Genomic DNA, 26005 nt, shown 5'->3' on the forward strand with positions numbered 1-26005 from the left:
TCGACAGTCAATGACTTTTCGAGTGACCGCATACCTATGCAAGCGCCCTAGCGGGCCATCTCCTCCTTGAGGGCGGCCACGAACGTGTCGACGTCGTCCTCGGTGGTGTCGAAGGCGCACATCCAGCGGACGTCACCGGCGGCCTCGTCCCAGAAGTAGAAGCGGAACCGCTTCTGCAGGCGTTCGCTCACATCGTGCGGCAGTCGCGCGAACACGGCGTTGGACTGCACCGGGTGGAGGATCTCGACGCCGTGCACGGCGCGGACGCCCTCGGCCAGCCGCTGGGCCATCTCGTTGGCGTGGCGGGCGTTGCGCAGCCACAGGTCCCTGGCGAGCAGGGCCTCCAACTGCACCGACACGAAACGCATCTTGGAGGCGAGCTGCATGGACAGCTTGCGCAGGTGCTTCATGTGCCGGACGCCGTCCTGGTCGATGACCACGACGGCCTCACCGAACAGCGCGCCGTTCTTCGTTCCGCCCAGGGACAGGATGTCGACGCCGACCGCGTTGGTGAACGTGCGCATCGGCACGTTCAGGGAGGCGGCCGCGTTCGATATCCGCGAGCCGTCGAGGTGCACCTTCATCCCGTGCCCGTGGGCGTGGTCGCAGATCGCGCGGATCTCGTCGGGCGTGTAGAGGGTGCCCAGCTCCGTAGTCTGGGTGATGGAGACGACCTGCGGCATCGCACGGTGCTCGTCCTCCCAGCCCCAGGCCTGCCGGTCGATCAGCTCGGGGGTGAGCTTGCCGTCGGGGGTGGGCACGGTGAGCAGCTTCAGTCCGCCCATGCGCTCGGGGGCGCCGCCCTCGTCGACGTTGATGTGCGCGCTCTCCGCGCAGATCACCGCGCCCCAGCGGTCGGTGACCGCCTGGAGCGCCACGACGTTGGCGCCGGTGCCGTTGAAGACCGGGAACGCCTCGGCCGTGGCCCCGAAGTGGCTGCGGACGATCTGCTGGAGGTTGTCGGTGTAGTCGTCCTCACCGTAGGCGACCTGGTGCCCGCCGTTGGCCAGGGCCAGGGCGGCGAGCACCTCCGGGTGGGCCCCTGCGTAGTTGTCGCTGGCGAAGCCCCGTAGGCCCGGGTCGTGGTGACGCCGGGCGTCGGTCCTGGGAGGGTTCACGGCTTCTCGGTCAGCCACAGACGGTTTCCGTTCACTTCTGACGCGGACTTCGCCCAGACGTCGACGATGGCCTCGGCCAGGTCCTTGACGTCGGTGAAGCCCGCGAACTTCGCGTTGGGGCGCTCGGCACGCATCGCGTCGTGCACCAGCGCCTTCACCACCAGGATCGCAGCCGCGGACGTCGCCCCGTCCGCGCCCTCGGAGATCCCCGCCTTGCGGAAGTAGTCGGCGAGGGCGAGCGTCCAGGCCTCGGCGGCGGCCTTCGCGGCGGAGTAGGCCGCGTTCCCCGCGGTCGGGTTGCTCGCGCCCGCCGCGCTGATCAGGACGTAACGGCCGCGGTCGCTGCGCTGCAACGCCTCGTGGAAGGCGAGGGAGGTGTGCTGCACGGTGCGGATGAGCAGCATCTCCAGCAGGTCCCAGTCGTGCAGGTTGGTCTTGGCGAAGGTCTCGCTGCCGCGCCAGCCGCCGACGAGGTGGACCACACCGTCGACGCGGCCGAACTCCTTCTCCACGCGGACCGCCCAGTCACGGGTCGATTCCAGGTCCAGCAGGTCCACCGTCTCGCCGACCACGGTGGCGCCGCCGTGGCCGTAGCGGGCGGCGTCCACGGCCTCGGCCAGCCGCTCGGGATCGTTGTCCGCGCCGACGACGGTCGCGCCCGCCTCCGCGAGCCGGACCAGTGCCGCCCGTCCCGCGGGTCCGCCCGCGCCGGCCACCGCGATCACCGCACCGCTGAGAGCCCCGTTCCCCACCATGTTCCTCGCCTCCTGAGCAGTGTTCTGTGCGCGGTCGCTCACGCGGCCACCGGTTCGGCGCTCTCCGCGGTGATGCCCCGAGTGGAGGCGATCACGTCCTTCAGCTTCTTGGAGAGTGCCTCATAGAACATGCTCAGCGGAAACTCGTCGGGAAGCACGTCGTCCACGAGTTTCCGCGGCGGCAGGCTCAGGTCGAGGGCGTCGGGGCCCTTGGCCCAGCGGGAACCGGGGTGCGGGGCGAGGTAGGTGGAGACGAGCTCGTAGCCGGCGAACCAGTGGACGAGCTTGGGCCGGTCGATGCCGTCGCGGTAGAGCCGCTCGATGTCGGCGCACAGCTGGTTGGTGACCTGCGGGGCGCGCTCCCAGTCGATGTGGAGCTTGTTGTCGGTCCAGCGGACGACGTCGTGCTTGTGCAGGTAGGCGAAGAGGAGCTGGCCGCCCAGGCCGTCGTAGTTGCGCACGCGGTCGCCGGTGACCGGGAAGCGGAACATGCGGTCGAACAGCACCGCGTACTGCACGTCACGGGCCTGCGGGACGCCGTCCTCGGCGAGCTTCACGGCCTCCTTGAAGGCGGTGAGGTCGCAGCGCAGCTCTTCGAGGCCGTACATCCAGAACGGCTGGCGCTGCTTGATCATGAACGGGTCGAAGGGCAGGTCGCCGTGGCTGTGGGTGCGGTCGTGGACCATGTCCCACAGGACGAAGGCGTCCTCGCACCGCTTCTGGTCGTGGACCATCGCGGCGATGTCCTCGGGCAGCTGGAGGCCCAGGACGTCCACGGCGGCGTCGGTGACCCGGCGGAAGCGGGCCGCCTCGCGGTCGCAGAAGATGCCGCCCCAGGTGAAACGCTCGGGCGCCTCGCGCACGGCGATCGTCTCGGGGAAGAGGACGGCGGAGTTGGTGTCGTAGCCGGCCGTGAAGTCCTCGAACGCGATCCCGCAGAAGAGCGGGTTGTCGTAGCGGGTGCGCTCCAGCTCGGCCAGCCACTCCGGCCAGACCATCCGCAGGACGACCGCTTCGAGGTTGCGGTCCGGGTTGCCGTTCTGCGTGTACATCGGGAACAGGACGAGGTGCTGGAGGCCGTCCTCGCGGTGCGCGGCGGGCTGGAAGGCCAGCAGCGAGTCCAGGAAGTCGGGCACCTGGAAACCGTCGTCGGCCCAGCGGCGCAGGTCCTTGGCGAGGGCCTCGTGGTAGGCGCCGTCGTGCGGCAGCAGCGGGGAGAGCTCCTCGACGGCCTGTACGACACGCCGGACGGCGCGATCGGCGTCCGCCGGGGCCGGGGCACCCTCGGCCCCGAAGTCTATGGACCCGTCCTTGGACTGCCATGGCCGGATCTGTTCCACGGCATCCTTGAGGACGGGCCAGGCCGGGTGCTCCACCACCCTGGCCGCGGGAGGAATCCGTTCCCCCGAACCCACCTGCACAAGAATTTCCGTCATGTCCCATCCTTCACGGGAGAAGCTAGCGTGTGGAGACCGTATACACACGAGCTTCCTCCCAGCAAGTGGAGACTCGGGAGATTATCCTGCACAGCGTGGTTGTCACCTCACTTTTTCCTGCCGGAAACCAGCAGGGTTCCTACCCAGGCTCCGCCCGGTCACACGCGAGGTCGCACCCGGAGGCCGCTACCGGTCAATCCGGGCGGGACTCGCCCACCCCCGGGTGACGGCCTCGCGCCGTGCGGGGCAGGTCGGCACGGTCGCCGGCCGGATCCCCGGTGTACGCGCGGGTTCATCGGGGGACGTGGCCGTTAGGCTGCGGCTCTGTTCGCGCGGCCGTCCGCCACCGGTCGCGCGTGCGACCGAGCCGCCGTCGACGGAAGCGAGTTGTACCTTGAACTTCCTTACCATCGGTCATCGCGGAGTCATGGGCCTGGAGCCCGAGAACACCCTCCGTTCCTTCGTCGCCGCCCAGCAGGCCGGCCTCGACGTCATCGAACTCGATCTGCACCTGAGCAAGGACGGCGCCCTCGTCGTCATGCACGACGCGGACGTGGACCGCACGACCGACGGCACCGGCCCGATCGCCGAGAAGACCCTCGCCGAACTGCGCGCCCTGGACGCCGGGCACGGCGAACGCGTCCCGGTCTTCGAGGAGGTCCTGGACGGCGTGCGTTCGCCGCTCCAGGCCGAGATCAAGGACGTGGCGGCGGCCCGTGCGCTGGCCGAGGTCATGGTCCGGCGGGACCTGGTCTCCCGGGTGGAGGTGTCCTCCTTCCACGACGAGGCGATCGCCGAGATCGCCCGCCTGGTGCCCGGTGTGCGGACCGCGCTCATCGGCAGCCGGTTCGGCCCCGACATCGTGGACCGTGCCGTGGAGGCGGGCGCCGCGACCGTGTGCCTGAACATCCGCCGGCTGACCCTGGAGGTCGTCGAGCACGCGCGGAAGGCCGACCTCAAGATCATCGGCTGGGTGGTGAACACGCAGGAGCAGTTGCGTCTGGTCCGGGCCCTGGAGCTCGACGGCGCGACCACCGACTACCCGGAGATCAAGCGCACCGGCCGCTTCACGGCGTGAGGTCGGTGAGGGGCGTGCCGGTCAGGCGAGTTCCTTGACCAGGAGCTCGAACTGCAGGTCGTCGCGCTGCGGGACGCCGAAGCGTTCGTCGCCGTACGGGAACGGGGTCATCCGGCCCGTACGGCGGTAACCGCGCCGCTCGTACCAGGCGATCAGGTCCTCGCGCACCGAGATGACGGTCATGTGCATCTCCGTGGCGCCCCAGCTCTCCCGGGCCGCCCGCTCGGCCTCGGCGATGATGACCTTGCCGAGACCGGCGCCCTGGAGGGCCGGGCTGACCGCGAACATCCCGAAGTAGGCGTGGTCGCCGCGGTGTTCGAGCTGGCAGCAGGCGACGATCCGCCCGTCCCGCTCGACGGTCAGCAGCCGGCTGTCGGGCGACCTGACGACGTCCCGCACACCCTCCGGGTCGGTCCGCTGCCCTTCCAGGATGTCCGCCTCGGTGGTCCATCCGGCCCGGCTGTCGTCCCCGCGGTAGGCCGACTCGATCAACGTGACCAGGGCGTCCACGTCGGCGTCGACGGCGTCACGGAAGGTCAGTCCGGCGGTGGTGGTGTCCATGAGGGAAGGCTCCGATCTGCGGCACGGCTCGGCACGGATGAGGGTAACGCCGCACCGGTGAGGCCCTAAGCTCCGGGTGCATGGTCCACGTACTGAGCGGCAGGATCCTGCTGCGCCCCACCGACCCCGAGCGTTCGCACGACTTCTACGGCCGGCAGCTGGGGCTCGCCGTCCACCGCGAGTTCGGGACCGGGCCGGAGCGCGGGATCGTCTACTTCCTCGGCGGCGGTTTCCTGGAGGTGTCCGGACGGTCCGACACCCCGCCGCCCCCGGCCCTGCGGCTGTGGCTCCAGGTCGAGGACGTCACCGCGGCGGAGGACGAACTGCGCGAGCGGGGTGTGGAGATCGTGCGGCCGCCGGTACGGGAGCCCTGGGGGCTGATCGAGATGTGGACCGCCGATCCGGACGGCACACGGATCGTCCTGGTGGAGATCCCGGCGGACCACCCGCTGCGCTACCGGCCGGGCATCTGAGCCGCCGGCACCCGGGTCGCCGGGCTCCCGGGCGTGGTCCTCCCGGCCGCGGTGCGGGTGTGGGCGTACGGCGACGGCGCGGGCCGGGCGCCGGATGGCCCACGGCTGTGCCGGGGACAAGTGGCGCGACAGGCGACGTCTGCCCGTTAGTGAGCGGCGTCCGGGAGCGCGCTCTGGGAGTCCCCCCGGCCGGAAGCGCTCATACTGGACGTACCGGGGCTTTCGGCCGGTGCGGCGAGAGGGCGTGCCGGCGTCGCGACGGGGCGAACGTCGCCTGTCGCGGCACTGGCGTGCTGAAGGGGTTCGTCCCTGCGGAAGGAACGCCATGAAGCTTGAGAAACCGGTGCCCGGCGGGCCCTGCTGGACCGAGCTGGGGACCAGCGACGTGGCGGCGGCCAAGGGGTTCTACGCGGAGCTGTTCGGCTGGCGTCCCGAGACGGACCCGCGCCAGGAGGCGGGCGGTTACACGGTCGCGCACCTGGGGGACGCGGCGGTGGCCGCGCTGTCCCCGCTGTACCAGGAGGCGCAGCCCGTGGCGTGGAACGTGTCCTTCGCGGTGCCGGACGCGGACACCGCCGCGCGCGACGTGACCGGCGCGGGCGGCACCGTGCTGGTCGGACCGATGGACGTGTTCGACGCGGGCCGTTTCACGGTGGCGCTCGATCCGGGCGGCGCCGCCTTCCAGATGTGGCAGGCGCGCGCCTTCCCGGGCGCCGGCCTGTTCAACGCGCCCGGCGCGCTCGGCTGGGTGGAACTGATGACGCGTGCCCCCGAGCGGGCCACGGCCTTCTACACGACGGTGTTCGGCTGGAGCGTCAACTCCTCGGCGCACTACACCCAGTGGGGCATCGACGGCGCCGACTTCGGCGGCATGGTCACGATGGACGACAAGTTCCCGCCCGAGGTGCCGCCGCACTGGCTGCCGTACTTCGCCGCCGCGGACGTGGACGCCGTCTCGAGCGTGGCCGCCGGCGCCGGCGGCACCGTCCTCATGGAGCCGACCTCCGTGCCCGACGGACCACGCATCGCGGTGCTGCGCGATCCGCAGGGCGCGGTGTTCGGCGTGTACCGGGCGGGCGACGAGCAGTGACCGGGGCCGGCGCCCCCGGCCGGCGCCCCCGGCCGCCGCCCGGCAGGCCGCCGCCCACCCGTCAGGCGAGTGGTGTCACCGTGACCTGGTCGATCACCGGGGCATAGGCAGAGCGCTGCCCGAACCTGTTGTACGTCTCGCCGTCGAAGTCGGGAAGTTCCTCGGCGGTGAAGATGACCGTGTTGGCTCCCCGCACCAGGGTGACGGGGACGGACAGGCTCCAGAAGTTGTTGAAGTGGAAGGTGGTGGGGAACAGGACGCGCACCGGCGCGGCCCCGTTGACGGAGATGTCTGCGTGCCGGCAGACCGGGTCGGGGTTGTAGTGGGTCGCGGGCGCCTGCTCGCCGTTGGAGTAGCGGACGGTCAGCGCGTGCCGTCCGGCGCGCTCGGCGCCCACCGTCAGGGTGAGCGCGTTGCCGGGCCCGGCGCCGATGCCGTCGACCGCCTTGCCGCCGGTGGCGTAGGGGTGGGCGCCGGTCACCGTCGCGGCACCGGTGACGGTGCCTTCCTCGGCGGCGTACACCGTGCTGGGCAACTGCCCCAGGGACGGGCCCACTTGCACCCGGTCCAGCACCAGGAGTTCCGAACTCCCGGTGATCGTCAGCTTGTTGATGCCTCCGGACAGGAACAGGGCGCGGGGACCGGGTGCGAGAGCCCCGAGGTCCTCGCCGTTGACCGCGATCCGTCCCCGGCCGGGGCCGAGGAGGTCGACGGTCACTGCGGCCTCGCCGTCCTCGGCGGCGTGCACCCAGAAGGTGGCGGTGCCGCCCGGCGGCAGTACGGCGGCGCCGGGGCCCGAGGCGCCGCGGTGGTCGTAGGCGGGGTGCGCGCCCGAGCCGAGATCGGCGTACTCGGCGTCGTAGTAGGCGGTGGGGTCGGCTTCGCGCAGGGTCACGTCGAGCCGGTCGACGACCGCGTCGCCCCGGGTGACCCCCAGGTCGGGGTCCTGGGCGGCGAGGGTGATCCGGTGCCGGCCGGCGGTGAGCGTCACCTCGGTGTCGGTGTGGCCCCACACGGCCCACTTGTAGCCGAGGGGCAGCCTCAGCTCGCGCGCCTGCCCGCCGTCGACGCGCAGGAAGACGTTGGTGGGGCCCTGCTCGCGGACCAGGTCGGCGAGGTTGTGGGAGTTGGCGAGGACACTGACGACGTACGTGCCGTCCTGCGGGGCCTCGACGTCGAAGGTGAGCACGCCGTCGGAGCCGGTGCGCAGCCCGCCCACGTGGTACCCGCCGGACGTGGCGAACCGGTCGACGTTCGCCGGCGATCCCTCGGGACCGTTCAGACGGCGACCGCCGCCGGTGTACGTGGCGTCCTCGGCCTCGTACGTCCGCCGCCACCCGGCGGTGGCCCGGGCGGTGACCGGGCCACCGCCACCGGGCGCGAGGATCAGCTGGTAGGCCGACATCTCCCGCAGGTCGTGGGCGCGGAGGGTCACCCGGCCGTCCCGGACGGGCACGCGCGTGTCGAGCAGCACCGGCGGCTGCGCGCAGGAGCCGACCTGGCCGGTCCAGGGGATCTCCAGGAGCCGTGCGTGGACGGCTTCGCCGAAGACCTCCGGGTCGATGTGCTCGAAGACGAGGTCCGCTACTCCGCCCGCGCCGCCGAACAGCAGCCGGGCCTGCCGCTTCGTCCGGTCCAGCGCGGCGACGCCCTGCAGGGTGTACTGCGCGCCCGGGTGCGGCGCGGTGACGCGCACGGTGTCGCCCGTCAGCTGCCCGTAGGCGTTGAACAGCCACCACTGGCCGTTGCCCTTGTTCGCCTCGACCGCCGAGTCGTTCAGGTTGCCCGCGATGTTCCAGTACGCCATGTCGGCGTCGACCTTCGACTCCTCGACGGCGGCGATCCACTGGACCATCTGCCCGGGGACCGACAGGTGGTAGTTGTGCGCGTACTCGTTGAGGTTGACCGGCAGCGGGCCGATACCCAACTCCCTTTCCAGGGACCGGTACCAGGCGACATTGGTCCGCACCTCGGCGGGCGAGGACAGTTCGTGCCAGGTGACCACGTCGGGCAGGACGTCGTGGTCCCGGGCGAACTCCAGGAAGTCGCGCACCTCCGGGTAGAGGACGCAGGTGTTCGGGCCCGCGACCCGCGCGCCGGGATGGAGGCCCTTGATCAGGCGGTGAAAGTCCGCCCAGGCCGCGAAGTAGTGCCGGGGGTCCGTGCGCCAGGAGACCCGGTCGTGGCTCCACTCCCCCTCGCCGAACATGTTGCCCTCGGGCTCGTTGAACGGCACGTACACGACATGGGATGCCAACTCGCCCAGGGACAACACCTGTTCGACTTGCCGGCGGACGCTCTCCCGGTACCCGGCGAGCCGTTCCGCGCCGGTCGGGCCGGGCCACTCGTAGGGGAAGCCGCGGTGGATGTCGGTCAGGTAGAGGTACAGGTCCCTGCCGCCCGCCGCGACGAACGACGGCAGGATCTCCAGGGCGTCGGCGCCGGGATGCTGGGCGCCGTCCTGGGCCTTGGTGGTGACCGTGCGGACGTACATGCCCTCGACCACGGCGCGACTGGGTACACCGTCGCCGTACAGGCCGTAGAGCGTTCCGCTCGCGCCGCCGTGGAAGGGGCCCGTCCCGGCCCCGAGGTCGACGGTGAGCCGCTCGGGAACGGAGGCGGGCGTGACGGTGGTCGCGGGGGTCTCGGCTGATGCCACGGCACACATCCTTCGTCCGACATCTCGTACACCGGCCGGAGATCCGAACCGGTCGGCTCGAACGTAGGAAGGAGGTGCCGGTCGCGTCAATGGCCGGTCACCCGCCGGGACTTCCGGATCCCGGCCGGTCCCGGTTCAGCCGCGCAGGGTCCCGAGGCGTCCTTCGAGCTGTTCCAGCAGGCCGCCCAGCAGTCCGGCGAGTTCGTCCTGCCCGGCCGGGTCGAGGCCGGACAGTACGGCTGTCTCGTAGGCGAGTTGGGCGGGCAGGATGCCGTCCACCAGGTCCCGCCCGGCGTCCGTGAGGCGGACGTGGGCGACGCGGCGGTCGCGGGTGTCGCCCCGGCGCTCCACCAGACCGCGTTCGGTCAGCACCTTGAGGCGTTTGGTGACCGCCGCTCCCGAGGAGAACGTCTCCCGGGCCAGGTCCCCCGGGGTCAGTTCGTGGCCGGTGCGGCGCAACGCGCCCAGCAGGTCGAACTCGGCGCGACTGAGACCGGCCCGGCGCAGCGGGGCGTCCTCGGCCTGCTGGAGGAGGGCGGCGCAGCGGTTGACGCGGCCGATGATCTCCATGGGCCCGGTGTCGAGTTCGGGATGGACGGCCTGCCACTGCCGGACGACCGCGGCGACCGTGTCGTCCCTGGTCGCGCCCGCCCGCCGCCCGTTCGGTGCCGTCATGGCCGTACACCCTCCGTCGTATTGCCCTCACGCCGGTCCAGGAGCAGCCCCTGGCGCCGTACCGTCGCGGCGAGCGTACGGTGTGCGGCCTGCTCGGTGAGCACCACCCGCTCCTGCGGCAGGGCCCGCTGCCACCACTCGCCGGACGCGGCCTCCGCGGTGACGCGCAGCTCGACCAGAGCGGCGGCCAGGCGCCGGCGGGCGGCCTCCAGCGCCACGGGGGCGGGACGCGCCCCGGCCAGCAGGGCGGCGGCCTCCGCGCGGGCCCCCTCCACGACGGTCAGGGCGCACTCGATGCGGTCGCCCGCGCGCCGGTTGGTGACCGCGACGGCGGCGACGAAGCCGACCAGCGCGCCGACCACGGTGTCCACGACCCGCTCGGTGATCAGCCGCCCCGGATCCTGCGCCCCGGCGAACTCGGAGATGAGCAGCGCCATCGGCGTCACGCAGACACTGCCGAGCCAGTAGTTGCGGCCCATCAGCGCCTCGGCGCCGAAGTTGAAGGCCAGGCAGCACAGCACGAGGGCCGCCCCGCCGAGGTGGGCGAGCGGGGCGACGGCGGCGAACAGCAGCACGCCGACGAGGTTGCCGACGACGCGCTGGACGCCGCGGCTCCAGGTCAGGGTGAGGTTGGCCTGGTAGAGGGAGGCGGCGGTGACCAGGGCCCAGTAGGGGCGGCCCACACCGAGGGCGAGGGAGACGTAGCCGGCGAGGGCGCAGCCGAGGGCCGTCCGCACGGCGAGGGGCGTGAGCGGCCCGAGCCTGGTCCACCACGGGCGGGGCGCGGCGGCCAGTTCGGCGTCCACGCCGAGCAGTTCGTCGTCGTCGGCCGCCGGGTGTCCGGGGCGCGGGAGCGGGCCGTTGCCGCGCAGTTGGCGGGCCCAGGCGGACAGCCGCTGCGGGTCGGTGTCGGCGGGCGCGGCGAGGGCGACCTCGGCGCGGACGACGAGCCGTTCGAGGGTGCGCCGGGTGGTGTCGCGCGGCGCGGCCGACAGCAGCGACTGCCAGGCCGCGTGTACGGCGGCGGCGGCGCCCGCGCGGGCCCGGGCGTGGCCCTCGCCGGTGCCGCGCGTGGTGGCGTACGCGGCGGCGGCGTTCAGGGCGTGGGCGGTGGCCCGGCGTTCGGGGCCGTGCGGGCGCAGCAGTCCGGGCGCCATGCAGACGAGCCAGGCCCAGACGCCCGCCGCGGCGGCGAGTCCCAGGTGGCCGGGGACCTGGCCGACGGTCTGCGGGGCGAAGAGGGAGGCGGAGGTGACGAAGGTCAGGATCACGTTCCCGGGCGGACCGACACGGGTCGCGTCGCACACCACCTTCTGGGCCGCCGCGAGCAGCGCGCCGACGGTGACCAGTACGACGGCGCTGCCCGTGAGCGACGCCGTGACCAGGGAGACGGCGAGGCCGCCCAGCATGCCGAGCACGACCCAGGCCAGCGCGCGGGCGCGGGAGGCGTAGGGGCGGTTGTGGGCGTAGAGCGCGCACAGGGAGCCGGCGATGGTGTACATCGCCAGATCGAGCCGGCCCAGCGCCAGCAGGGTCAGGTTCGGCGGGGCGACCGCGACGACCACGCTCAGCGCGGGCTTGAACCAGATGTCGGAGGGCCGGCCCAGGCGCAGCACGCCGGCCAGCGGGAGACGTCGGGCGGGCGGAGTACCGGGGGTGGGGGGCGCGCTGCTCATGACCAACACCTTAACAGGTGTTTTACTCGTGAATAATTTCGCCCCCTCTCCGGTCACCTGCTGTGCCCCCTCGAACGCTCCCCGTGTACATCCCTGCGCTCGCGTGCGCGCCGCGCGGCCCGGGCATCCCTTGACCGATCGTCGGACCGACCGTCGAGCGCGGAGGTGGGCGTGCACGGACCGGCTTCGCCCGGCTGGCTGCTGGTGGCACTGTGCGCGGCCACCGGCGCCTACTGTCTGCTGCGGATGCGCAGCACCGTCGAGGAACAACGCCGCGCCGCCGGGGGCGAGGCGGTGATGGGCTTCGGGATGGCCGCGATGGCCGTACCCGCGACCGCGTTCACCCCGCCTTCCTGGGCCTGGCCCGGCTACCTGGCCGTCTTCGGCGCGGCCACCGTGCACGCCCTGTGGGCGGCCCGGGCCGGCGGACACCACCTGCACCACCTGGTGGGGGCCTGCGCCATGGTCTACATGGCGGTGGCGATGGGCGCCGCGCCCGCACCGCCCGGCGGACACGCCGGGCACGGCGGCCCCGGCTTTCCCCCGCTCACGGCGGTACTTCTCCTGTACTTCACCGCCTACGTCCTGCTCTCCGGCGCCCGCCTGGTACCCGCCACGGCCGGCGCGGGCACCGCCGCCTGGGGCGACCGCCCGGAACTGGCCCGTGCCTGCCGACTCGCGATGGGCATCGCCATGGTGGCCATGCTGCTGACCCTGTGACCGGCGCGGGATGCGGGGCACGGGCGGCGGGGCGTCGCGGCGGGGGAACCGGGTTGCCGCCGGGCCGCCGACGGGGTGAGGGTCCGCCGCCCCGGCAGGCGCCCGAGCCACTGACAGGGTGAGGGTCCGCCGCCCCCAGCAAGCGCCCCGGCCACTGACGGAGTGAGGGGGTCCGCCGCCCCGGCAGCCGCCCCGGCAGCCGCCCGAGCCATGTGCCCGCCGGGGCATCGCCGTGCCCGCCGGGGCATCGCCGTGCCCGCCGGGGCATCGCCGTGGCCGGCGGTCGGCGACATCACCGGCGTCCGCCGTCCGGGCCCGCGCACCGGAACTCCGGCTGACCGCCGTGGAACGCCGGGCCGGGGCTCGGATCGCCCTCGGTTCCGTCGCCGAGGCGGTCGCTCGCCCTGGCGCTGTACCGCTCCGGTCGGCAGGTCGACGCCCTCGCCGTCGTCCGACGCTCCCGGAGCATCCCCGGCAAACGCACGTCAAGGCGACACGACCCGCGACGAGCACCGCGCCGCGCGCGGCCGTTGTCTGCGTCACTTTGCCGCGGCAGGCCGCACCGGGGCCGCTCCCCGCTCATAGGCTGCCCTCATGATGGTCCCCGCGGCACTGTTGCTGCTCGGCGCGCTCGCCGCCGTCGTGGCCCCACGGCTGCTCGCCCGGGCCGACTGGCCGGACCGTGAGCCGGTGCTCGCCCTGTGGGTGTGGCAGTGCGTGGTGGCGGCCGTCCTGCTGTGCTGCGCGCTGTCGATGACGCTCAGCGCGGCGGCCTCCTGGCAGGCGCTGCACGGCCACCTGTTCGCCCCGGCACCGCGGTCCGTCGTACGGGCCTACGCGACCGGTGCGACGGCGGGCCCCTGGGCGGCGGCGACGGCGGTGGCACTCGCCTGCGGAGGCGTGTGGACCGCGGCGATGCTGGTGCGCGAAGTCATACGGGCACGCAGCCGGCGTCGGCTGCGGCGGGCCGAACTCCTCGTCAGGGCCCCGCGGTTGCCCGGCGAGGGCCCGGCGGGCCGGCTCGTGGTCCTGGAGGGTGAGCGGTCCGACGCCTGGTGGCTGTCGGGCACCGTGCCCCGGCTCGTGATCACGACGGCCGCGCTGCGCCGGCTGAAGGCGCGGCAGGTGGACGCCCTGGTCGCCCACGAGGAGGGCCACGCCCAGGCCAGGCACGACTGGCTGCTGCACTGCTCGGCCGCGCTGGCCGACGGGTTCCCGCGGGTACCGGTGTTCGCCGCGTTCCGCGACGAGATGCACCGCCTGGTCGAACTCGCCGCCGACGACATGGCCTCCCGCCGCTTCGGCCGGCTGACGACGGCGCTCGCGCTGGTGGAGGTCAACGAGGACCGGGGCGTCTTCGGTCCCGGCCCGACGCCGCAGGCCCATGTACCGCGGCGGGTGGACCGGTTGCTCGCTCCGCCCGACCGGTTCACGGCGGGCCGCCGACTGCGCCTGACGGCGGCGGCCGCGCTGGTGCCGGTGGTGCCGGTGCTGGTGGCCTTCGTACCGGGGCTCAGGGCGCTGGGATAGGCGCCGGGACAGGGCGCTGGAACGGCGGACCTGCCGCCCGACGGTGGCGGCGACCGGGTCGGCCGCGGGGACCGCAGCGCACCCGGAAAGCCCCGGCACTCCGGCGCTCCCCAAGACCGCCGCACACCCCCAGGACCGCCGCGCGGGCCGTACCATCCCACGCCCCGGGAGACCGCCGCGCACCCGACGACCCCGCGCACCTGAAAACCCGCACCCCCGAAGACCCCAGCGCACCGCACCCTGAAAACCCCGCCCCCCGGATACCGCCCCGCACCCCGAACCCCCCGCACGCGACGCCCACACGCGCACCCCGATGCCCGTCGCCCGCCCCGGAACTGGCCTCCCGCCCCGCAGGTCGGCGAGGATCGCAGCATGCACCCGCCCTCCGTCGACTCCCCGCCCCGTCAGGCCGAGCAGCGCGCCGCCGCCCGTGCCGCCTGCGTTCTGGTCGTGTGCTCCGCGCTGCTGCTCACCCTGGTGGCGGTGCACTGGCACCCCCTGATCGCCGTCGACGGCGCCATCGCGCGCACCACCCACCGCTGGGCGGTCGACGAACCCGGCACCACGCATGTGTTCCGCGTTCTGACGGACTGGGTCTGGGACCCCCTGACCCTCCGCATCGTGTGTGCGGTCGCCATAGTGTGGCTGGTGTGGCGGCGCTCGGCATGGTGGACGGCACTATGGCTCGCAGCCACATGTGCGCTGGCCACACTGTTGCAGCAGGGCCTCAAGGCCGCGGTGGACCGGCCGCGGCCCGTCTGGCCGGACCCGGTCGACTCCGCCCACTACACGGCCTTCCCCTCGGGCCACGCCCTGACGGCCACGGTCGTGTGCGGGCTGCTCCTGTGGCTGCTCCACCACCACGGCGCCGGCCGCACCCTGTGGCGTACGGCCCTGGCCGCGGCCCTGCTCTCCGTCCTGGGTGTCGGACTCACCCGGGTGTGGCTCGGCGTCCACTGGCCCTCGGACGTGGTGGGCGGCTGGCTGCTCGGCGGGCTCGTGGTGGCGCTGGCCGTGGCGGTGTACGACCGCCTGCCCGACCGCCGACGGCTGCCGCTGTGAGCGGCGTGAACCCCCACCCGGCGGGACGTTCGCCGGTGAAGGGCGCCGGTACAGTCCGGCGCATGTCTGCCGTGCTGTTCGACTTCTCCGGAACCCTCTTCCGCATCGAGTCCGCCGAGTCCTGGCTGCGCGCCGTCCTGGACGACCTCGGGCTCCGCCTCGGCGAAACAGAGCTGAGAGAGAGCGCCCGAGCCCTGGAAAGCACCGGTGCCCTGCCGGGCGGTGCCCCCGCCGAGAAGATCCCCGAGGCGGTCGCCGACATCTGGCGCGTCCGCGACGAGAGCGCCGCGCTGCACCGGGCCGCCTACACGGGCCTCTCCCGACAGGTGCCGCTGCCCGACCCCCGACTGCACGACGCGCTCTACGACCGCCACATGACGCCGGCCGCCTGGGCGCCGTATCCCGACGCCGCCGAAGTGCTGCGGACTCTGCGCGAGCGCGGGATCGGTGTCGGCGTGGTCAGCAACATCGGCTGGGACCTGCGGCCCGTCTTCCGCGAACACGGCCTCGACGCCTACGTCGGCACCTACGTCCTGTCGTTCGAGCACGGCGTCCAGAAGCCGGACACGCGGCTGTTCGCGACCGCGTGCGACGCGCTCGGCGCCGATCCGCGCCGGACCCTGATGGTGGGTGACGACCGGCGTGCGGACGGCGGTGCGGCGGCCCTCGGCTGCCGTCTGCACTTCGTGGACCATCTGCCGGTGTCCCGGCGGCCGGACGCACTGCTGCCGGTCCTGGACCTGGTGGAACCCGACCCGGCCAGGAACTAGCGCCGCGACAGGCGACGTTCGCCCCGTCGCGACGCCCGGTACGCCGTGAGCACGCACCGGGCGCGGCTCCTTCACGGGCAGACGTTGCCCGTCGCGGCACCGGCCCGGGACGACGGCCCCGGATGTGCTCACCCGCCCTGGACGATCCCCCGCGCCGCCCAGGGCAGGCAGCAGCCCGGACAGAGCCCGGGACGGGCCGGTCCGGTCGCGTTGAGTATAGTTGGCTGGCAACCAGTCAACGCAGGAGTTACAGCATGTCCCCGCGCAGCGCCTCGGTCAATGAAGAGTTGCGCCGGCGTTCCCGGGAGCGGCTCCTGCAGGCGGCGGTCGAGCTGGTCGGTGAGCGCGGCTACGACGCGACGACGCTCGGCGACATCGCGGACCGGGCGGGCTCGGCCCGGGGTCTGGTGTCGTACTACTTCCCCGGCAAGCGCCAGCTCGTGCAGTCGGCCGTGCACCGATTGATGCACCGCACGCTGGAGGAGGCCCTGGAGCGTGAGCCGCGCACGGAGGACGGGCGGGAACGCCTGGCGCGGGCCATCGACGCGATCCTGGGTCTGGCCCTGGACCGGCCGGTGCTGATGCGCCAGCACATGGCGGGCCTGCTCCAGGCGGAGGGGTTCGTGCAGTGCCCGGAGCAGCAGCGGCTGTCCGAGCTGCTCGGGGACACCGTCTCCCGCTGCGGCTCGCAGAACGTCGGCACCGACTACCCGATGCTGCGCGCCGCGCTCATGGGCGCGGTCTTCGCCGCCCTGGTCCCGGGAGTCCCGATGCCCGTGCCGACGCTGCGCGCCGATCTGTTCCGGCGCTACGGGCTGGCCCCGGAGCTGGGGGTCCCGCCGGACGGCGACGCGTCCGGCGGGACGTGCGAGACCGATCTGTCACGGTTCTTCGCGACGGGTGAGCAGGCGTCCGGTCAGTCGAAGTAGTCCGGCTGCGTCTGGACGTTGAGCTCCCGCACGTGCACCCGCCGGGCGGGGTCGGTGCGCCGGTCGCTGAGCTTCAGGACGTCGAAGCCCTTCACGATGTCGTTCGAGTAGATGTAGCCGTTGTAGTAGTACGCCGACCACGCGCCGCCGACCGAGAGCGCGTCGGTGGCGAGCGGGCCGCGCTCGAAGTAGGCGATCTCCTTCGGGCTGGTGGAGTCGGTGAAGTCCCAGACCGACACGCCGCCCTGGTACCAGGCCTGGACCATGATGTCCTTGCCCTTGACCGGGATCAGCGAGCCGTTGTGGGCCACGCAGTTCTCGGTGTCGGCCTGGTGGCGGGGGATCTTGTAGTAGCCGCGGAAGACGAGCTTGCGCTTGTCGCCCTTGCCGACGATGTCGTAGATGCCGTCGGCGCCGCGGTTCGGGCCGATCGCCGCGTTGCAGGTGGCGGCGCCGCCACCGCCCAACTCGTCGGTGAACACGACCTTGTTGGCCTTCTGGTTGAAGGTCGCGGAGTGCCAGAACGCGAAGTTGACGTTGTCCTGGACCCGGTCGATGACCTTCGGGTGCTCGGGGTCCTCGACGGAGAAGAGGATGCCGTCGCCCATGCAGGCGCCCGCGGCCAGGTCCTTGGAGGGCAGCACCGTGATGTCGTGGCAGCCGGTCGTCTTGGAGACGCCCGGGTTGGTGGGTGCGCCGGGGTTGCCGCCGCCGTCCGGGCCCTCACCGGGGAAGAGCACCGGGAAGCCGACGACGGCCGCCTGCTCGGGGGCCTTGCGCGGCACCTTGATGACCGAGATGCCGTCGTGCGGGGGCTGGCAGTCGGGGTAGGCGGCGTTCGGTGAGTACGAGGAGACGTAGATGTAGACGTTCTTGCGCTCGGGCACCAGCGAGTGGGTGTGCGAGCCGCAGGCGGTCTCGACGGCGGCGACGTACCTCGGGTTCGTCTTGTCGCTGATGTCGAAGACCTTCATGCCCTCCCACGACGACTTCTCGGTGACCGGTTGCGCGGTGCTGTTGCAACTGCTGTCGCTGCGCGAGGAGTCGGTGGAAAGGAACAGCAGGTCACCGGAGACGGAGATGTCGTTCTGCGAGCCGGGGCACAGGACCTGGGCGATCGTCTTCGGGGCCTTCGGGTCGCTGATGTCGAAGATGCGGAAGCCGTCGTAGTTGCCGGCGAAGGCGTACCTGCCCTGGAAGGCGAGGTCCGAGTTGAAGCCCGCGAGGGCCTCCTTGGGGACGTTGGCGAGGTGCTCGATGTTCGCCGAGTGGACGATCTCGTCCTGCCCGGGTATCGCGCCGTCGGAGATGGCCGCTCTCACCTCGGCCTCGGCGCTCCGGGACGTCTCCTTCGCCGCACCCGTGCCGTCCCCGGGGTCGGGGGTCGCGGCGGCGGGGCCGGCCGTCAGCAGCGCCGCCAGGAGTCCGGCCGCGGCGGCGGCCGCTCCCAGCCGTCTGCGCCGCGTTCGGGGGTCGCTTGACAGGATCACTGTTTCCTCCCTTGGTCCGTTCCGCGTCGGAACGGTTCACGCACCCCCGCAGTATCGTCTTCACCATGCACATATCAACAGATGGCAACGAAGACGTAATGAAGGTTTTTGATCACTCGCGGGCGGAAGCGTGTTAGGACGGTCCTCGGCACCCACGAGGTGTGCCCCACCCCCCCCTGACACCGGAGGTCGTTGTGCTCCCACGCCGCGCGTCGCGCGCGCCCCTGGCCACGGCCGCGCTGGTCGCTCTGGCGGCCCTCGGGGTGAGCGGCTGCGACTCCTCGTCCGACGCGGATCCGCCGGCGGCGACCGGCCCGTCGGTCCTCGTGCCGGGCAGTCCGGGTGAGGCGAACCGGACCCTGTCCGCCGCGGACGCCGCCGAACAGCGCGCCGACGACGACTCCCCCAACGCGGCGGACCTGGCGTACGCGCGCGGGATGATCGAGCACCACACGCAGGCCCTGGAGATGACCGAACTCGTCCCGGACCGTGCCGAGTCGGCGAAGCTCAAGCGGCTCGCCGAGCGGATCGCCGCCGCGCAGGGCCCGGAGATCGACGGCATGCGGGGCTGGCTGCGGACGTACGGCGAGGACGCGGCGGGCGGCGGTCACACGCACACCAGGATGCCCGGCATGGCGACCGAGGCCCAGCTGAGCCGGTTGCGGGCGGCGAAGGGGAAGGCGTTCGACGCGCTCTTCCTGAAGCTGATGGTCACGCATCACGAGGGCGCGCTCACCATGGCCGCCGAGGTGAAGGGGCAGGGCAACAACATCCGCATCGAGGAGATGGCCGACGACGTGGTCGCCCAGCAGACGAGCGAGATCACCCGGATGCGGGAGATGCGGTAACGGAGTTGCTCCATAGGGCCGTTGGTCCTCGGCTGCCGCGGGACCCCTCGCCGCGCTCAGCGCCGGGCGTGGCCGGGTGCCAGCAAGCCGGCGTCACGCGCCTGGGCGATCAGCCTGAGCGATCTGCGGCGGCTGTGCCCGGTCGCGCACATCACCGCGAGCACCGGATCGACACCTCCCTCCTGTGCGGCGCGGTACTCCTGCGCGACGAGCCAGCGCCCCTCGACCCCGCACGGCCACGGCGGCCGGGCCCGGCCGGATCCGGTCCGCTCGCCGGGCCCGGGCTCCGCTCCGCACGTCTCGGACAGCGGCGCCTCGATCCAGTCGGCGAGCACGGCGAGGTCGTCCAGGGACAGCGCCGGCCGGGCCCGTACGTCCTCCAGGCACAGCCCACCCCCGGACACCACGGCGAGTGCGTCGACCCGGGCGCCGTCGGTGAACGCCAGCCGCACGTTGAACCACGAGGTGGCGTCGCCGTCCTCCCGCACCTCCCACGCGGGCCACACGGACACCGCGCCGTCCGTCGGACAACGGTCAGAAAGATTAAGAAAGGATGCTTCTAGCACACACGCAACGTAACCTCATGATCACATTCCGTACGAAAGGACACGCGCGCCCCGACCGGCCGCCACACCCTGTCAGCGGAGCGGCGGCGGTGCCATCCTGGAGCCGTGAGCGATCTCCGCTGAATCCTCCGGGTAAGGAGTTCCGCCGTGCTGCGTGTCGCCGTCGTCGGCTCCGGGCCGAGCGGGTGCTACACCGCCCAGAGCCTGGTCCAGTTCGATCCCGAGGTGCGTGTCGACGTACTGGACCGGCTGCCGTGCCCGTACGGCCTGGTGCGGTACGGCGTGGCCCCGGACCACGAGAAGATCAAGTCGTTGCAGGGGAACCTGCGGACGGTGCTGGAGCACGAGCGGGTGCGTTTCCTCGGCGGTGTCCGGATCGGACCCGGCGGGCTGTCCGGCGCCCGGCTGCGGGAGCTGTACCACGCGGTGGTGTACTGCGTGGGCGCCGCCACCGACCGGCATCTCGGCATCCCCGGTGAGGACCTGCCGGGCAGCTGGTCGGCCACCGAGTTCGTGTCCTGGTACAGCGCCCACCCGGACGCCGAGGCCGGCGACTTCGTGCTCGGCGTCCGTTCGGCGGTGGTCATCGGCGTCGGGAACGTGGCCGTCGACGTGGCCCGCATGCTGGCGCGGGGCCCGGCGGAGCTGAGCCCCACCGACATGCCGCAGCCCGCCCTGTCCGCGCTGGCCGCCAGCCGGGTGACCGACATCCACATCGCGGGCCGGCGCGGCCCCTCCCAGGCCCGCTTCACCACCAAGGAGCTGCGCGAACTCGGCGCCCTTCCGCTGACGGACGTGAGCGCGGACCCGGCGGAGCTCGCGCTGGATCCGGCCTATCTGGACCCCTCGGCCCTGCCCGCCCCGCAGCGGCGCAACGTGGAGGTGCTGCGGGACTGGACGCGGATCGCGGCGACCGGCGCGCCACGCCGCATGCGGTTGCGCTTCTTCCTGCGTCCGGTCGCCCTCCTCCCCGACGGCGGCCGGGTGGGCGCGGTGCGCTTCGAGCGGACTCGGCCGGACGGCGGGGGCGGGGTGACGGGCACCGGGCGGTACGAGGACATCGAGGCGCAGCTGGTGCTGCGTTCGGTGGGCTATCGCGGGGTGGCGCCGGAGGGGCTGCCGTTCGACGCGGCGAGCGGCACGGTCCCCCATCTGGCCGGGCGGGTGCTGCGCGAGGGGGTGGTCGCGCCGGGCGAGTACGTGGCCGGGTGGATCAAGCGGGGCCCGACGGGCGTCATCGGCACCAACCGGCCCTGTGCGAAGGAGACGGTGCTGTCGCTCCTCGAGGACGCCGACGCCGTCCTACGCCAGGAGATTCCGGGCGATCCGCTCGCGGTGTTGCGGGCCGAGGGGTTCGATCCCGTCGAGTGGCCGGGGTGGCAGGCGATCGAGCGGGCGGAGGCGCGGCTCGGGGCCTCACTCGGGCGGGGCGTCGTCAAGCTGCCCGACTGGGAGTCGCTGCTGACGGCGGCCCGGCGGACGGGCTCGTAGCGGATGCGGCGGTGCCGGGCGGGCAGGTCACACAGCGGCAACAGCCCGGAAATCAACAAAATGTTCAAGGCGCCTACGGTCACGTGCAGTCCGGAAGTCTCCCCTTCCCGCCGCTCTGGAGTGCCCATGGCAACGACCGCGCCCGTCCATCCCGTCGACGAGATTCCGCCCGTACGGCACCTGGCCGCCTTCGGCCTTCAGCACGTGCTCGCGATGTACGCGGGCGCGGTCGCCGTTCCACTGATCGTGGGCGGCGCGATGAAACTGTCGCCCGCGGACCTGGCGTACCTGATCACAGCCGATCTGCTGGTGTGCGGTGTCGCCACCCTGATCCAGTGCGTCGGCTTCTGGCGCTTCGGGGTGCGGCTGCCGATCATGCAGGGCTGCACGTTCGCGGCCGTCTCGCCCATGGTCCTGATCGGCACGACGGGCGGCGGACTGCCCGCGATCTACGGCTCGGTGATCGTGGCGGGGCTCGCGATCATGCTGCTCGCGCCGGTCTTCGGGAAGCTGCTGCGGTTCTTCCCGCCGCTGGTCACGGGCACGGTGATCCTGATCATCGGCCTCTCGCTGCTGCCGGTCGCGGGCAACTGGGCGGCGGGCGGCGCGGGTGCGAAGGACTTCGGGGAGCCGAAGAACCTGGCCCTCGCGGGCTCCGTCCTCGCGGTGGTGCTGGGCGTGCAGAGGTTCGCGCCGGCGTTCCTGAGCCGGGTCGCCGTGCTGACCGGCATCGTGGTGGGGCTCGCGGTCGCGGTGCCGTTCGGGTTCACGGACTTCGGCGGGGTCGGGGACGCCGGCTGGGTCGGGATCAGTACGCCGTTCCACTTCGGGGCGCCCGTCTTCGAGGTGCCGGCGATCGTGTCGATGCTGGTGGTGGCCCTGGTGACGATGACCGAGACGACCGGTGACCTGATCGCGGTCGGCGAGATGACCGGGCGGAAGGTCGAGCCGGGGTCCCTCTCGGACGGGCTGCGGGCCGACGGCCTGTCGACCGTCCTCGGCGGGGTCTTCAACACCTTCCCGTACACGGCGTACGCGCAGAACGTGGGTCTCGTCGGGATGACCCGGGTCCGCAGCCGGTGGGTGGTGGCGGCCGCGGGCGGCATCCTGGTGCTGCTCGGGTTGCTGCCCAAGCTGGGCGCGGTGGTCGCGGCGGTACCGGCGCCGGTGCTGGGCGGCGCGGGTCTGGTGATGTTCGGGACGGTGGCCGCGAGCGGCCTGCGCACCCTGTCCGTGGTCGACTTCAGGGGCAACCACAACCTGACGGTGGTCGCCGTCTCGGTCGCGGTCGGCGTGCTGCCGGTCGGTGTGCCGACCGTCTACGCGAAGTTCCCCGACTGGTTCCAGACGGTGATGAACAGCGGCATCAGCGCCGGCTGCCTGACCGCGATCGCCCTGAACCTGCTCTTCAACCATCTGCCCGGCGGGGCGGGTTCCGCCGGTACGGCCGATGCGGCGGGTTCAGCCGCCGAGGCGGGCGGCCTGCCGCTCGGCGGCGGCGAGCAGGCTGCCGAGAAGTCCCGGGAAGAGGTCGTCTAGGGCAGCGCGGCGCAGTGCGTTCATCTTGGCCGTGCCGCGGTAGGTCTGCCGCACCACCCCGCTCTCGCGCAGCACCCGGAAGTGGTGCGTGGTGGTGGACTTGGTGACGGGCAGGACGAAGTGCGAGCAGGAGAGCTCGCCGCCCTCGGCGGCGAGCTCGCGCACGATCCGCAGCCGCATCGGGTCGGACAGCGCGTGCAGCACCGCCTCCAGCCGGATCTCGTCCCGCGCCGGGTGCGGAAGGTCGCGGCTGCCTGCGGCGGGGACGGAGGTGGTCACGGCTGGCTCCAGTTCGTCCGGGGGCTCCCCGTACTGGGGGGAACCCCAGCCTACGGGGCTTGGTACGAGATCTCTCGTAGTTTGACATTCACCGTACTACGAAGTCTATCGTACGAGTCGTCCACCGGACCCGCGACGAACGGAGCAGCTCGCCATGAGCTCACTCTTCCAGCCCTTCGACCTGCGTGACACGACCGTCCCGAACCGGGTCTGGATGCCCCCGATGTGCCAGTACTCGGCCGCTCCACAGGGCCCGGCGGCGGGCGCGCCCACCGACTGGCACTTCGCGCACTACGCGGCGCGCGCGGCCGGCGGCACGGGACTGATCGTCGTCGAGGCCACCGCCGTGTCGCCCGAGGGGCGCATCTCCCCCTACGACCTCGGGATCTGGAACGACACCCAGGTCGAGGCGTTCCGCCGGATCACGCGTTTCCTCGCCGGCCAGGGCACGGTGCCCGCCGTGCAGCTGGCCCACAGTGGCCGCAAGGCCTCGACCGACCGTCCCTGGAAGGGCGGCGCGCCCGTCGGACCGGAGGCCCACGGATGGCAGCCGGTGGCACCGAGCCCGGTGGCGTTCGACGAAAGGCACCCGGTACCGGAGGAGCTGACCGTCGCTCAGATCCAGGACATCGTCGGGCAGTTCGCCGACGCGGCCCGCCGCGCCCTGGCCGCGGGCTTCGAGATCGCCGAGATCCACGGCGCCCACGGCTACCTGATCAACGAGTTCCTCTCCCCGCACTCCAACCACCGCACCGACGGCTACGGCGGCTCGTTCGCCCACCGCGCCCGCTTCGCCCTGGAGGTCGTCGACGCCGTACGGGAGGTGTGGCCGGATGAGAAGCCGCTGTTCTTCCGGGTCTCGGCGACCGACTGGCTGGAGGACGGCGGCTGGACGGCGGACGACACGGTCCGCCTCGCCCACGAACTGCACGGCCACGGAGTGGACCTCCTCGACGTCTCCACCGGCGGCAACGCATCCGGCGCGCGTATTCCGCTCGGCCCGGGCTACCAGGTGCCCTTCGCCGCCCGCGTGAAGGCCGAATCACCGATGGCGGTGGCCGCCGTCGGACTCATCACGGACGCCGAGCAGGCCGAGAAGATCCTGTCGAACGGCGAGGCCGACGCGGTCCTGCTGGGCCGCGAGCTGCTGCGCAACCCGTCGTGGGCGCGGCAGGCGGCACGCGAACTCGGCGCCGGGGTACGGGTGCCGGAGCAGTACCACCGCTCGGTCTGAGCCCGGCGACGGGGGCGCGAGGGGGTCCGCGGGAGCGTGTGATGCCGGAAAGGCCCCCGGAAAAAACATGCACCCGCCGACGAGCAGGTACTCCCGGAGAAGTACGGGCGACCCTGATGAGTGCTCCGGCAAGATCGGGGTAGATCCCTCCCGGGCACGATGCGCGCGCCCGAGCCGGCGACCAGGCTGGTCGCACCAGGCATGAGGAGGGCGTCATGAACCGCCAGATCCGCATTCGTGTCAGCCGTCGGCCCGTCCCGTCCCGTGACCAGACGATCGACCGCAGGACGCCCTCGGGGCGCCTGCTGCCGTACTGACGTCGCCACGGCCGGCGGCGGCCCGAGGGGTTCCCCCGGACCACCGCCGGTTCGAGCACGTCAACCGGTTGTGCACGCCTTCCCGTTGAGTGTGAAGGCCGCCGGTGCCGTGCTGTTGCCCGTGTGACCGGCCTGATAGCCGATGGTGACGCTCGCGTTCGGCGCCAGTGTCCCGTTGTACGAGGCGTTCGTTGCCGTGACCGCACCGGAGGCGGGCGCGTAGGTGGCGCCCCAGCCGTTGGTGATGGTCTGGCCGGCGAGCAGGGTGAAGGCGAGCTGCCAGCCGGAGACCGCGCTCGTGCCGGTGTTGGTGAGGGTGACCGAGGCGGTCAGGCCCGTGTTCCAGGCGCTGGTCGTGGCGGCCACCCGGCAGGCGCCCGGCTGGGGCCCCGGGCCGGAGCCGGAGCCGTCCAGCCCGAAGAACGTGAGCGCGCGGGACGCCATGCCGTAGCTGTACAGGTTGTGGCCCACGCCCTGGAGGCTGATGGCCTCCACGGGCGCCTGGTCACCGGTGGAGCCGTAGCGCGTGCGGGTCCAGCCGGCGGCGGGCGAGTCGGTGGCGGCCGGGGCCTGCCCGACGCCGAGCACGTTGGTCCACTGCTTGATCTCCTCCCCGAGGTTCGGGTGGCGCAGCACGTCGTCCTCGGTGCCGTGCCACAGCTGCATGCGCGGCCGGGGCCCGGCGTATCCGGGGTAGGCACCGCGCACCAGGTCGCCCCACTGCTGCGGGGTGTGGGTCACGGTGCCGCCCGAGCAGGCGCTGTTCCACTCCGAGCCGTCGGTGGTGGCGAAACAGCCGAACGGTACGCCGGAGAACGCGGCGCCCGCCGCGAACACGTCCGGGTAGTCGCCCAGCAGGACGTTCGTCATCATCGCGCCCGAGGAGATGCCGGTGGCGAAGACGCGGCCCGGATCGGCGCCGTAGGTGCGGGTGGTCCAGTCGACCATCGACTTGATGCCGACCGGGTCGCTGCCGCCGCCGCGCTTCAGCGCCTGCGGGGAGGAGACGTCGAAGCACTTGCTCGCGCGGGTGACCGACGGGTACACGACGACGAACCCGTACCGGTCGGCCAGCGAGGCCCATTCGGTGCCCGAGTACATCGCCGGGCCGGACCCGGTGCAGTAGTGCACGGCCACCACGATCGCCGGACGGGCGGTGACGTTCGCCGGGGCGTAGACGTACATCTGGAGGTTGCTGGGGTTGTCGCCGAAGCCGGTGACCTCGGTCAGGGTGGCGGCGGGGACGGCGCCGGGCGCCTGGGTCCGCGCGGCGGCGGGGGCGGCGACCAGGGTGGCCGCGAGTAACGGAACCAGTGCTGCGAGGAGCGTCAGGAGCAGCGAACGCGGCGCGCTCCGCGCGGTGTTGCGGGGTGTGGGGGACACGTTCTCGAACCTTCCGGTCACGGCTTCACGGGCGTGGTTCGGCGGCTGGCGTCCCGTCGGCAGACCGGGACGCGCCGGGGTTCCCGTCGGAGCGCTCCCTTCGGAAGGGAGGCGTCCGCCGAGCATCGTGGCACGGGCGAGGCCACCATGGAAGCGCTCCCACGGCACCGGATCCCCTGAGCTCGGCCGCCTTGCGCGTGGCCGAATGTCGTCTGCGCAAAGCGTTGACTAGAAAGCGCTTACCCCCTACGTTCCGTTCAGCAGTGTGACCGAGGGGCGCAAGTGACCCCCCAATGGACCGCACTGCCCTCGCATGGCGTTCAACA

Annotated in this window: 23 protein-coding genes; 12 read left to right on the forward strand and 11 right to left on the reverse strand. The window is 72.6% G+C overall.

What is annotated here, in order from left to right:
* Positions 1 to 47: 47 nt before the first annotated feature.
* The 3 genes from AC07AZ_RS08300 to AC07AZ_RS08310 are packed head-to-tail and all read right to left on the reverse strand — an operon-like array spanning position 48 to position 3309.
* Complete coding sequence (locus AC07AZ_RS08300; protein ID WP_478845090.1) at positions 48 to 1118, reverse strand: threonine aldolase family protein; 1071 nt, start codon at positions 1116 to 1118, stop codon at positions 48 to 50.
* Positions 1115 to 1870: an SDR family NAD(P)-dependent oxidoreductase gene (locus AC07AZ_RS08305; RefSeq protein ID WP_478845361.1), complete on the reverse strand. Its 756-nt coding sequence runs from the start codon at positions 1868 to 1870 to the stop codon at positions 1115 to 1117. Before AC07AZ_RS08305 ends, AC07AZ_RS08300 begins: the two co-directional genes overlap by 4 nt.
* Positions 1871 to 1911: 41 nt before the next feature.
* Positions 1912 to 3309, reverse strand: a complete 1398-nt coding sequence (locus tag AC07AZ_RS08310) for a DUF6421 family protein (protein WP_478845092.1) — start codon at positions 3307 to 3309, stop codon at positions 1912 to 1914.
* A gap of 394 nt (positions 3310 to 3703) precedes the next feature.
* Here AC07AZ_RS08310 and AC07AZ_RS08315 point away from each other — a divergent pair, with 394 nt between their 5' ends.
* Positions 3704 to 4387, forward strand: a complete 684-nt coding sequence (locus AC07AZ_RS08315) for a glycerophosphodiester phosphodiesterase (protein ID WP_478845094.1) — start codon at positions 3704 to 3706, stop codon at positions 4385 to 4387.
* Between the two features lie 21 nt (positions 4388 to 4408).
* Here AC07AZ_RS08315 and AC07AZ_RS08320 read toward each other — a convergent pair whose 3' ends face one another.
* Positions 4409 to 4948, reverse strand: coding sequence for a GNAT family N-acetyltransferase (locus AC07AZ_RS08320; RefSeq protein ID WP_478845096.1), 540 nt, complete (start codon positions 4946 to 4948; stop codon positions 4409 to 4411).
* An 80-nt stretch (positions 4949 to 5028) separates the two neighbouring features.
* Here AC07AZ_RS08320 and AC07AZ_RS08325 point away from each other — a divergent pair, with 80 nt between their 5' ends.
* Together AC07AZ_RS08325 and AC07AZ_RS08330 are read left to right on the forward strand one after the other, a co-directional pair.
* Positions 5029 to 5421 carry a VOC family protein gene (locus tag AC07AZ_RS08325; protein WP_478845098.1) on the forward strand — a complete coding sequence of 131 codons (393 nt, stop codon included), beginning with the start codon at positions 5029 to 5031 and terminating at the stop codon, positions 5419 to 5421.
* 325 nt (positions 5422 to 5746) lie between these two features.
* The gene (locus tag AC07AZ_RS08330) at positions 5747 to 6511 is read left to right on the forward strand and encodes a VOC family protein (protein ID WP_478845100.1); all 765 of its coding nucleotides are present in this window, start codon (positions 5747 to 5749) and stop codon (positions 6509 to 6511) included.
* Positions 6512 to 6572: 61 nt separating this feature from the next.
* On the opposite strand, the gene AC07AZ_RS08335 is transcribed toward AC07AZ_RS08330, so the two are convergent.
* The 3 genes from AC07AZ_RS08335 to AC07AZ_RS08345 form a co-directional block, all read right to left on the reverse strand.
* Positions 6573 to 9179 (reverse strand): cellulosome protein, encoded by a 2607-nt coding sequence (locus AC07AZ_RS08335; RefSeq protein WP_478845102.1) that lies wholly within the window; start codon positions 9177 to 9179, stop codon positions 6573 to 6575.
* A 126-nt stretch (positions 9180 to 9305) separates the two neighbouring features.
* Complete coding sequence (locus AC07AZ_RS08340; protein ID WP_478845104.1) at positions 9306 to 9845, reverse strand: MarR family winged helix-turn-helix transcriptional regulator; 540 nt, start codon at positions 9843 to 9845, stop codon at positions 9306 to 9308.
* Positions 9842 to 11521: an FUSC family protein gene (locus tag AC07AZ_RS08345; protein ID WP_478845106.1), complete on the reverse strand. Its 1680-nt coding sequence runs from the start codon at positions 11519 to 11521 to the stop codon at positions 9842 to 9844. The genes AC07AZ_RS08340 and AC07AZ_RS08345 overlap by 4 nt, the downstream gene beginning before the upstream one ends.
* A 171-nt stretch (positions 11522 to 11692) precedes the next feature.
* On the opposite strand from AC07AZ_RS08345, the gene AC07AZ_RS08350 reads away from it, so the two are divergent.
* The 5 genes from AC07AZ_RS08350 (at position 11693) to AC07AZ_RS08370 (ending at position 16532) form a co-directional block, all read left to right on the forward strand.
* Positions 11693 to 12241: a DUF5134 domain-containing protein gene (locus AC07AZ_RS08350; protein ID WP_478845108.1), complete on the forward strand. Its 549-nt coding sequence runs from the start codon at positions 11693 to 11695 to the stop codon at positions 12239 to 12241.
* A gap of 594 nt (positions 12242 to 12835) precedes the next feature.
* Entirely contained in the window at positions 12836 to 13771 is a 936-nt protein-coding gene (locus AC07AZ_RS08355; protein ID WP_478845110.1) for a M56 family metallopeptidase, read from the forward strand.
* A 372-nt stretch (positions 13772 to 14143) separates the two neighbouring features.
* The gene (locus tag AC07AZ_RS08360) at positions 14144 to 14833 is read left to right on the forward strand and encodes a phosphatase PAP2 family protein (RefSeq protein ID WP_478845112.1); all 690 of its coding nucleotides are present in this window, start codon (positions 14144 to 14146) and stop codon (positions 14831 to 14833) included.
* Positions 14834 to 14895: 62 nt separating this feature from the next.
* Positions 14896 to 15603: an HAD family hydrolase gene (locus tag AC07AZ_RS08365; RefSeq protein WP_478845114.1), complete on the forward strand. Its 708-nt coding sequence runs from the start codon at positions 14896 to 14898 to the stop codon at positions 15601 to 15603.
* 254 nt (positions 15604 to 15857) lie between these two features.
* On the forward strand, positions 15858 to 16532 hold the full coding sequence (locus AC07AZ_RS08370) for a TetR/AcrR family transcriptional regulator (protein WP_478845116.1): 675 nt from the start codon (positions 15858 to 15860) through the stop codon (positions 16530 to 16532).
* Here AC07AZ_RS08370 and AC07AZ_RS08375 read toward each other — a convergent pair.
* Complete coding sequence (locus AC07AZ_RS08375) at positions 16520 to 18022, reverse strand: LVIVD repeat-containing protein (RefSeq protein ID WP_478845118.1); 1503 nt, start codon at positions 18020 to 18022, stop codon at positions 16520 to 16522. The genes AC07AZ_RS08370 and AC07AZ_RS08375 overlap by 13 nt on opposite strands.
* Positions 18023 to 18216: 194 nt before the next feature.
* On the opposite strand from AC07AZ_RS08375, the gene AC07AZ_RS08380 reads away from it, so the two are divergent.
* A complete protein-coding gene (locus AC07AZ_RS08380) occupies positions 18217 to 18870 on the forward strand; it encodes a DUF305 domain-containing protein (protein ID WP_478845120.1) in 654 nt (217 codons plus the stop codon).
* Positions 18871 to 18926: 56 nt separating this feature from the next.
* On the opposite strand, the gene AC07AZ_RS08385 is transcribed toward AC07AZ_RS08380, so the two are convergent.
* Positions 18927 to 19382 (reverse strand): DUF6214 family protein, encoded by a 456-nt coding sequence (locus tag AC07AZ_RS08385; RefSeq protein ID WP_478845122.1) that lies wholly within the window; start codon positions 19380 to 19382, stop codon positions 18927 to 18929.
* Positions 19383 to 19583: 201 nt separating this feature from the next.
* On the opposite strand from AC07AZ_RS08385, the gene AC07AZ_RS08390 reads away from it, so the two are divergent.
* Positions 19584 to 20927, forward strand: a complete 1344-nt coding sequence (locus AC07AZ_RS08390; protein WP_478845124.1) for an FAD-dependent oxidoreductase — start codon at positions 19584 to 19586, stop codon at positions 20925 to 20927.
* A gap of 126 nt (positions 20928 to 21053) precedes the next feature.
* Positions 21054 to 22466 carry a nucleobase:cation symporter-2 family protein gene (locus tag AC07AZ_RS08395; protein WP_478845126.1) on the forward strand — a complete coding sequence of 471 codons (1413 nt, stop codon included), beginning with the start codon at positions 21054 to 21056 and terminating at the stop codon, positions 22464 to 22466.
* Here the strand turns inward: AC07AZ_RS08395 and AC07AZ_RS08400 are convergent.
* Entirely contained in the window at positions 22389 to 22745 is a 357-nt protein-coding gene (locus tag AC07AZ_RS08400; protein WP_478845128.1) for an ArsR/SmtB family transcription factor, read from the reverse strand. The two genes, AC07AZ_RS08395 and AC07AZ_RS08400, sit on opposite strands and share 78 nt — an antisense overlap.
* A gap of 154 nt (positions 22746 to 22899) precedes the next feature.
* Between AC07AZ_RS08400 and AC07AZ_RS08405 the strand changes: the two genes are divergently transcribed.
* A complete protein-coding gene (locus AC07AZ_RS08405) occupies positions 22900 to 23979 on the forward strand; it encodes an NADH:flavin oxidoreductase/NADH oxidase (protein ID WP_478845130.1) in 1080 nt (359 codons plus the stop codon).
* 377 nt (positions 23980 to 24356) lie between these two features.
* Here AC07AZ_RS08405 and AC07AZ_RS08410 read toward each other — a convergent pair whose 3' ends face one another.
* A complete protein-coding gene (locus AC07AZ_RS08410) occupies positions 24357 to 25679 on the reverse strand; it encodes an extracellular catalytic domain type 1 short-chain-length polyhydroxyalkanoate depolymerase (RefSeq protein ID WP_478845132.1) in 1323 nt (440 codons plus the stop codon).
* Between the last annotated feature and the right edge of the window lie 326 nt (positions 25680 to 26005).

It is taken from the genome of Streptomyces sp. NPDC043878 (genome assembly GCF_056435735.1).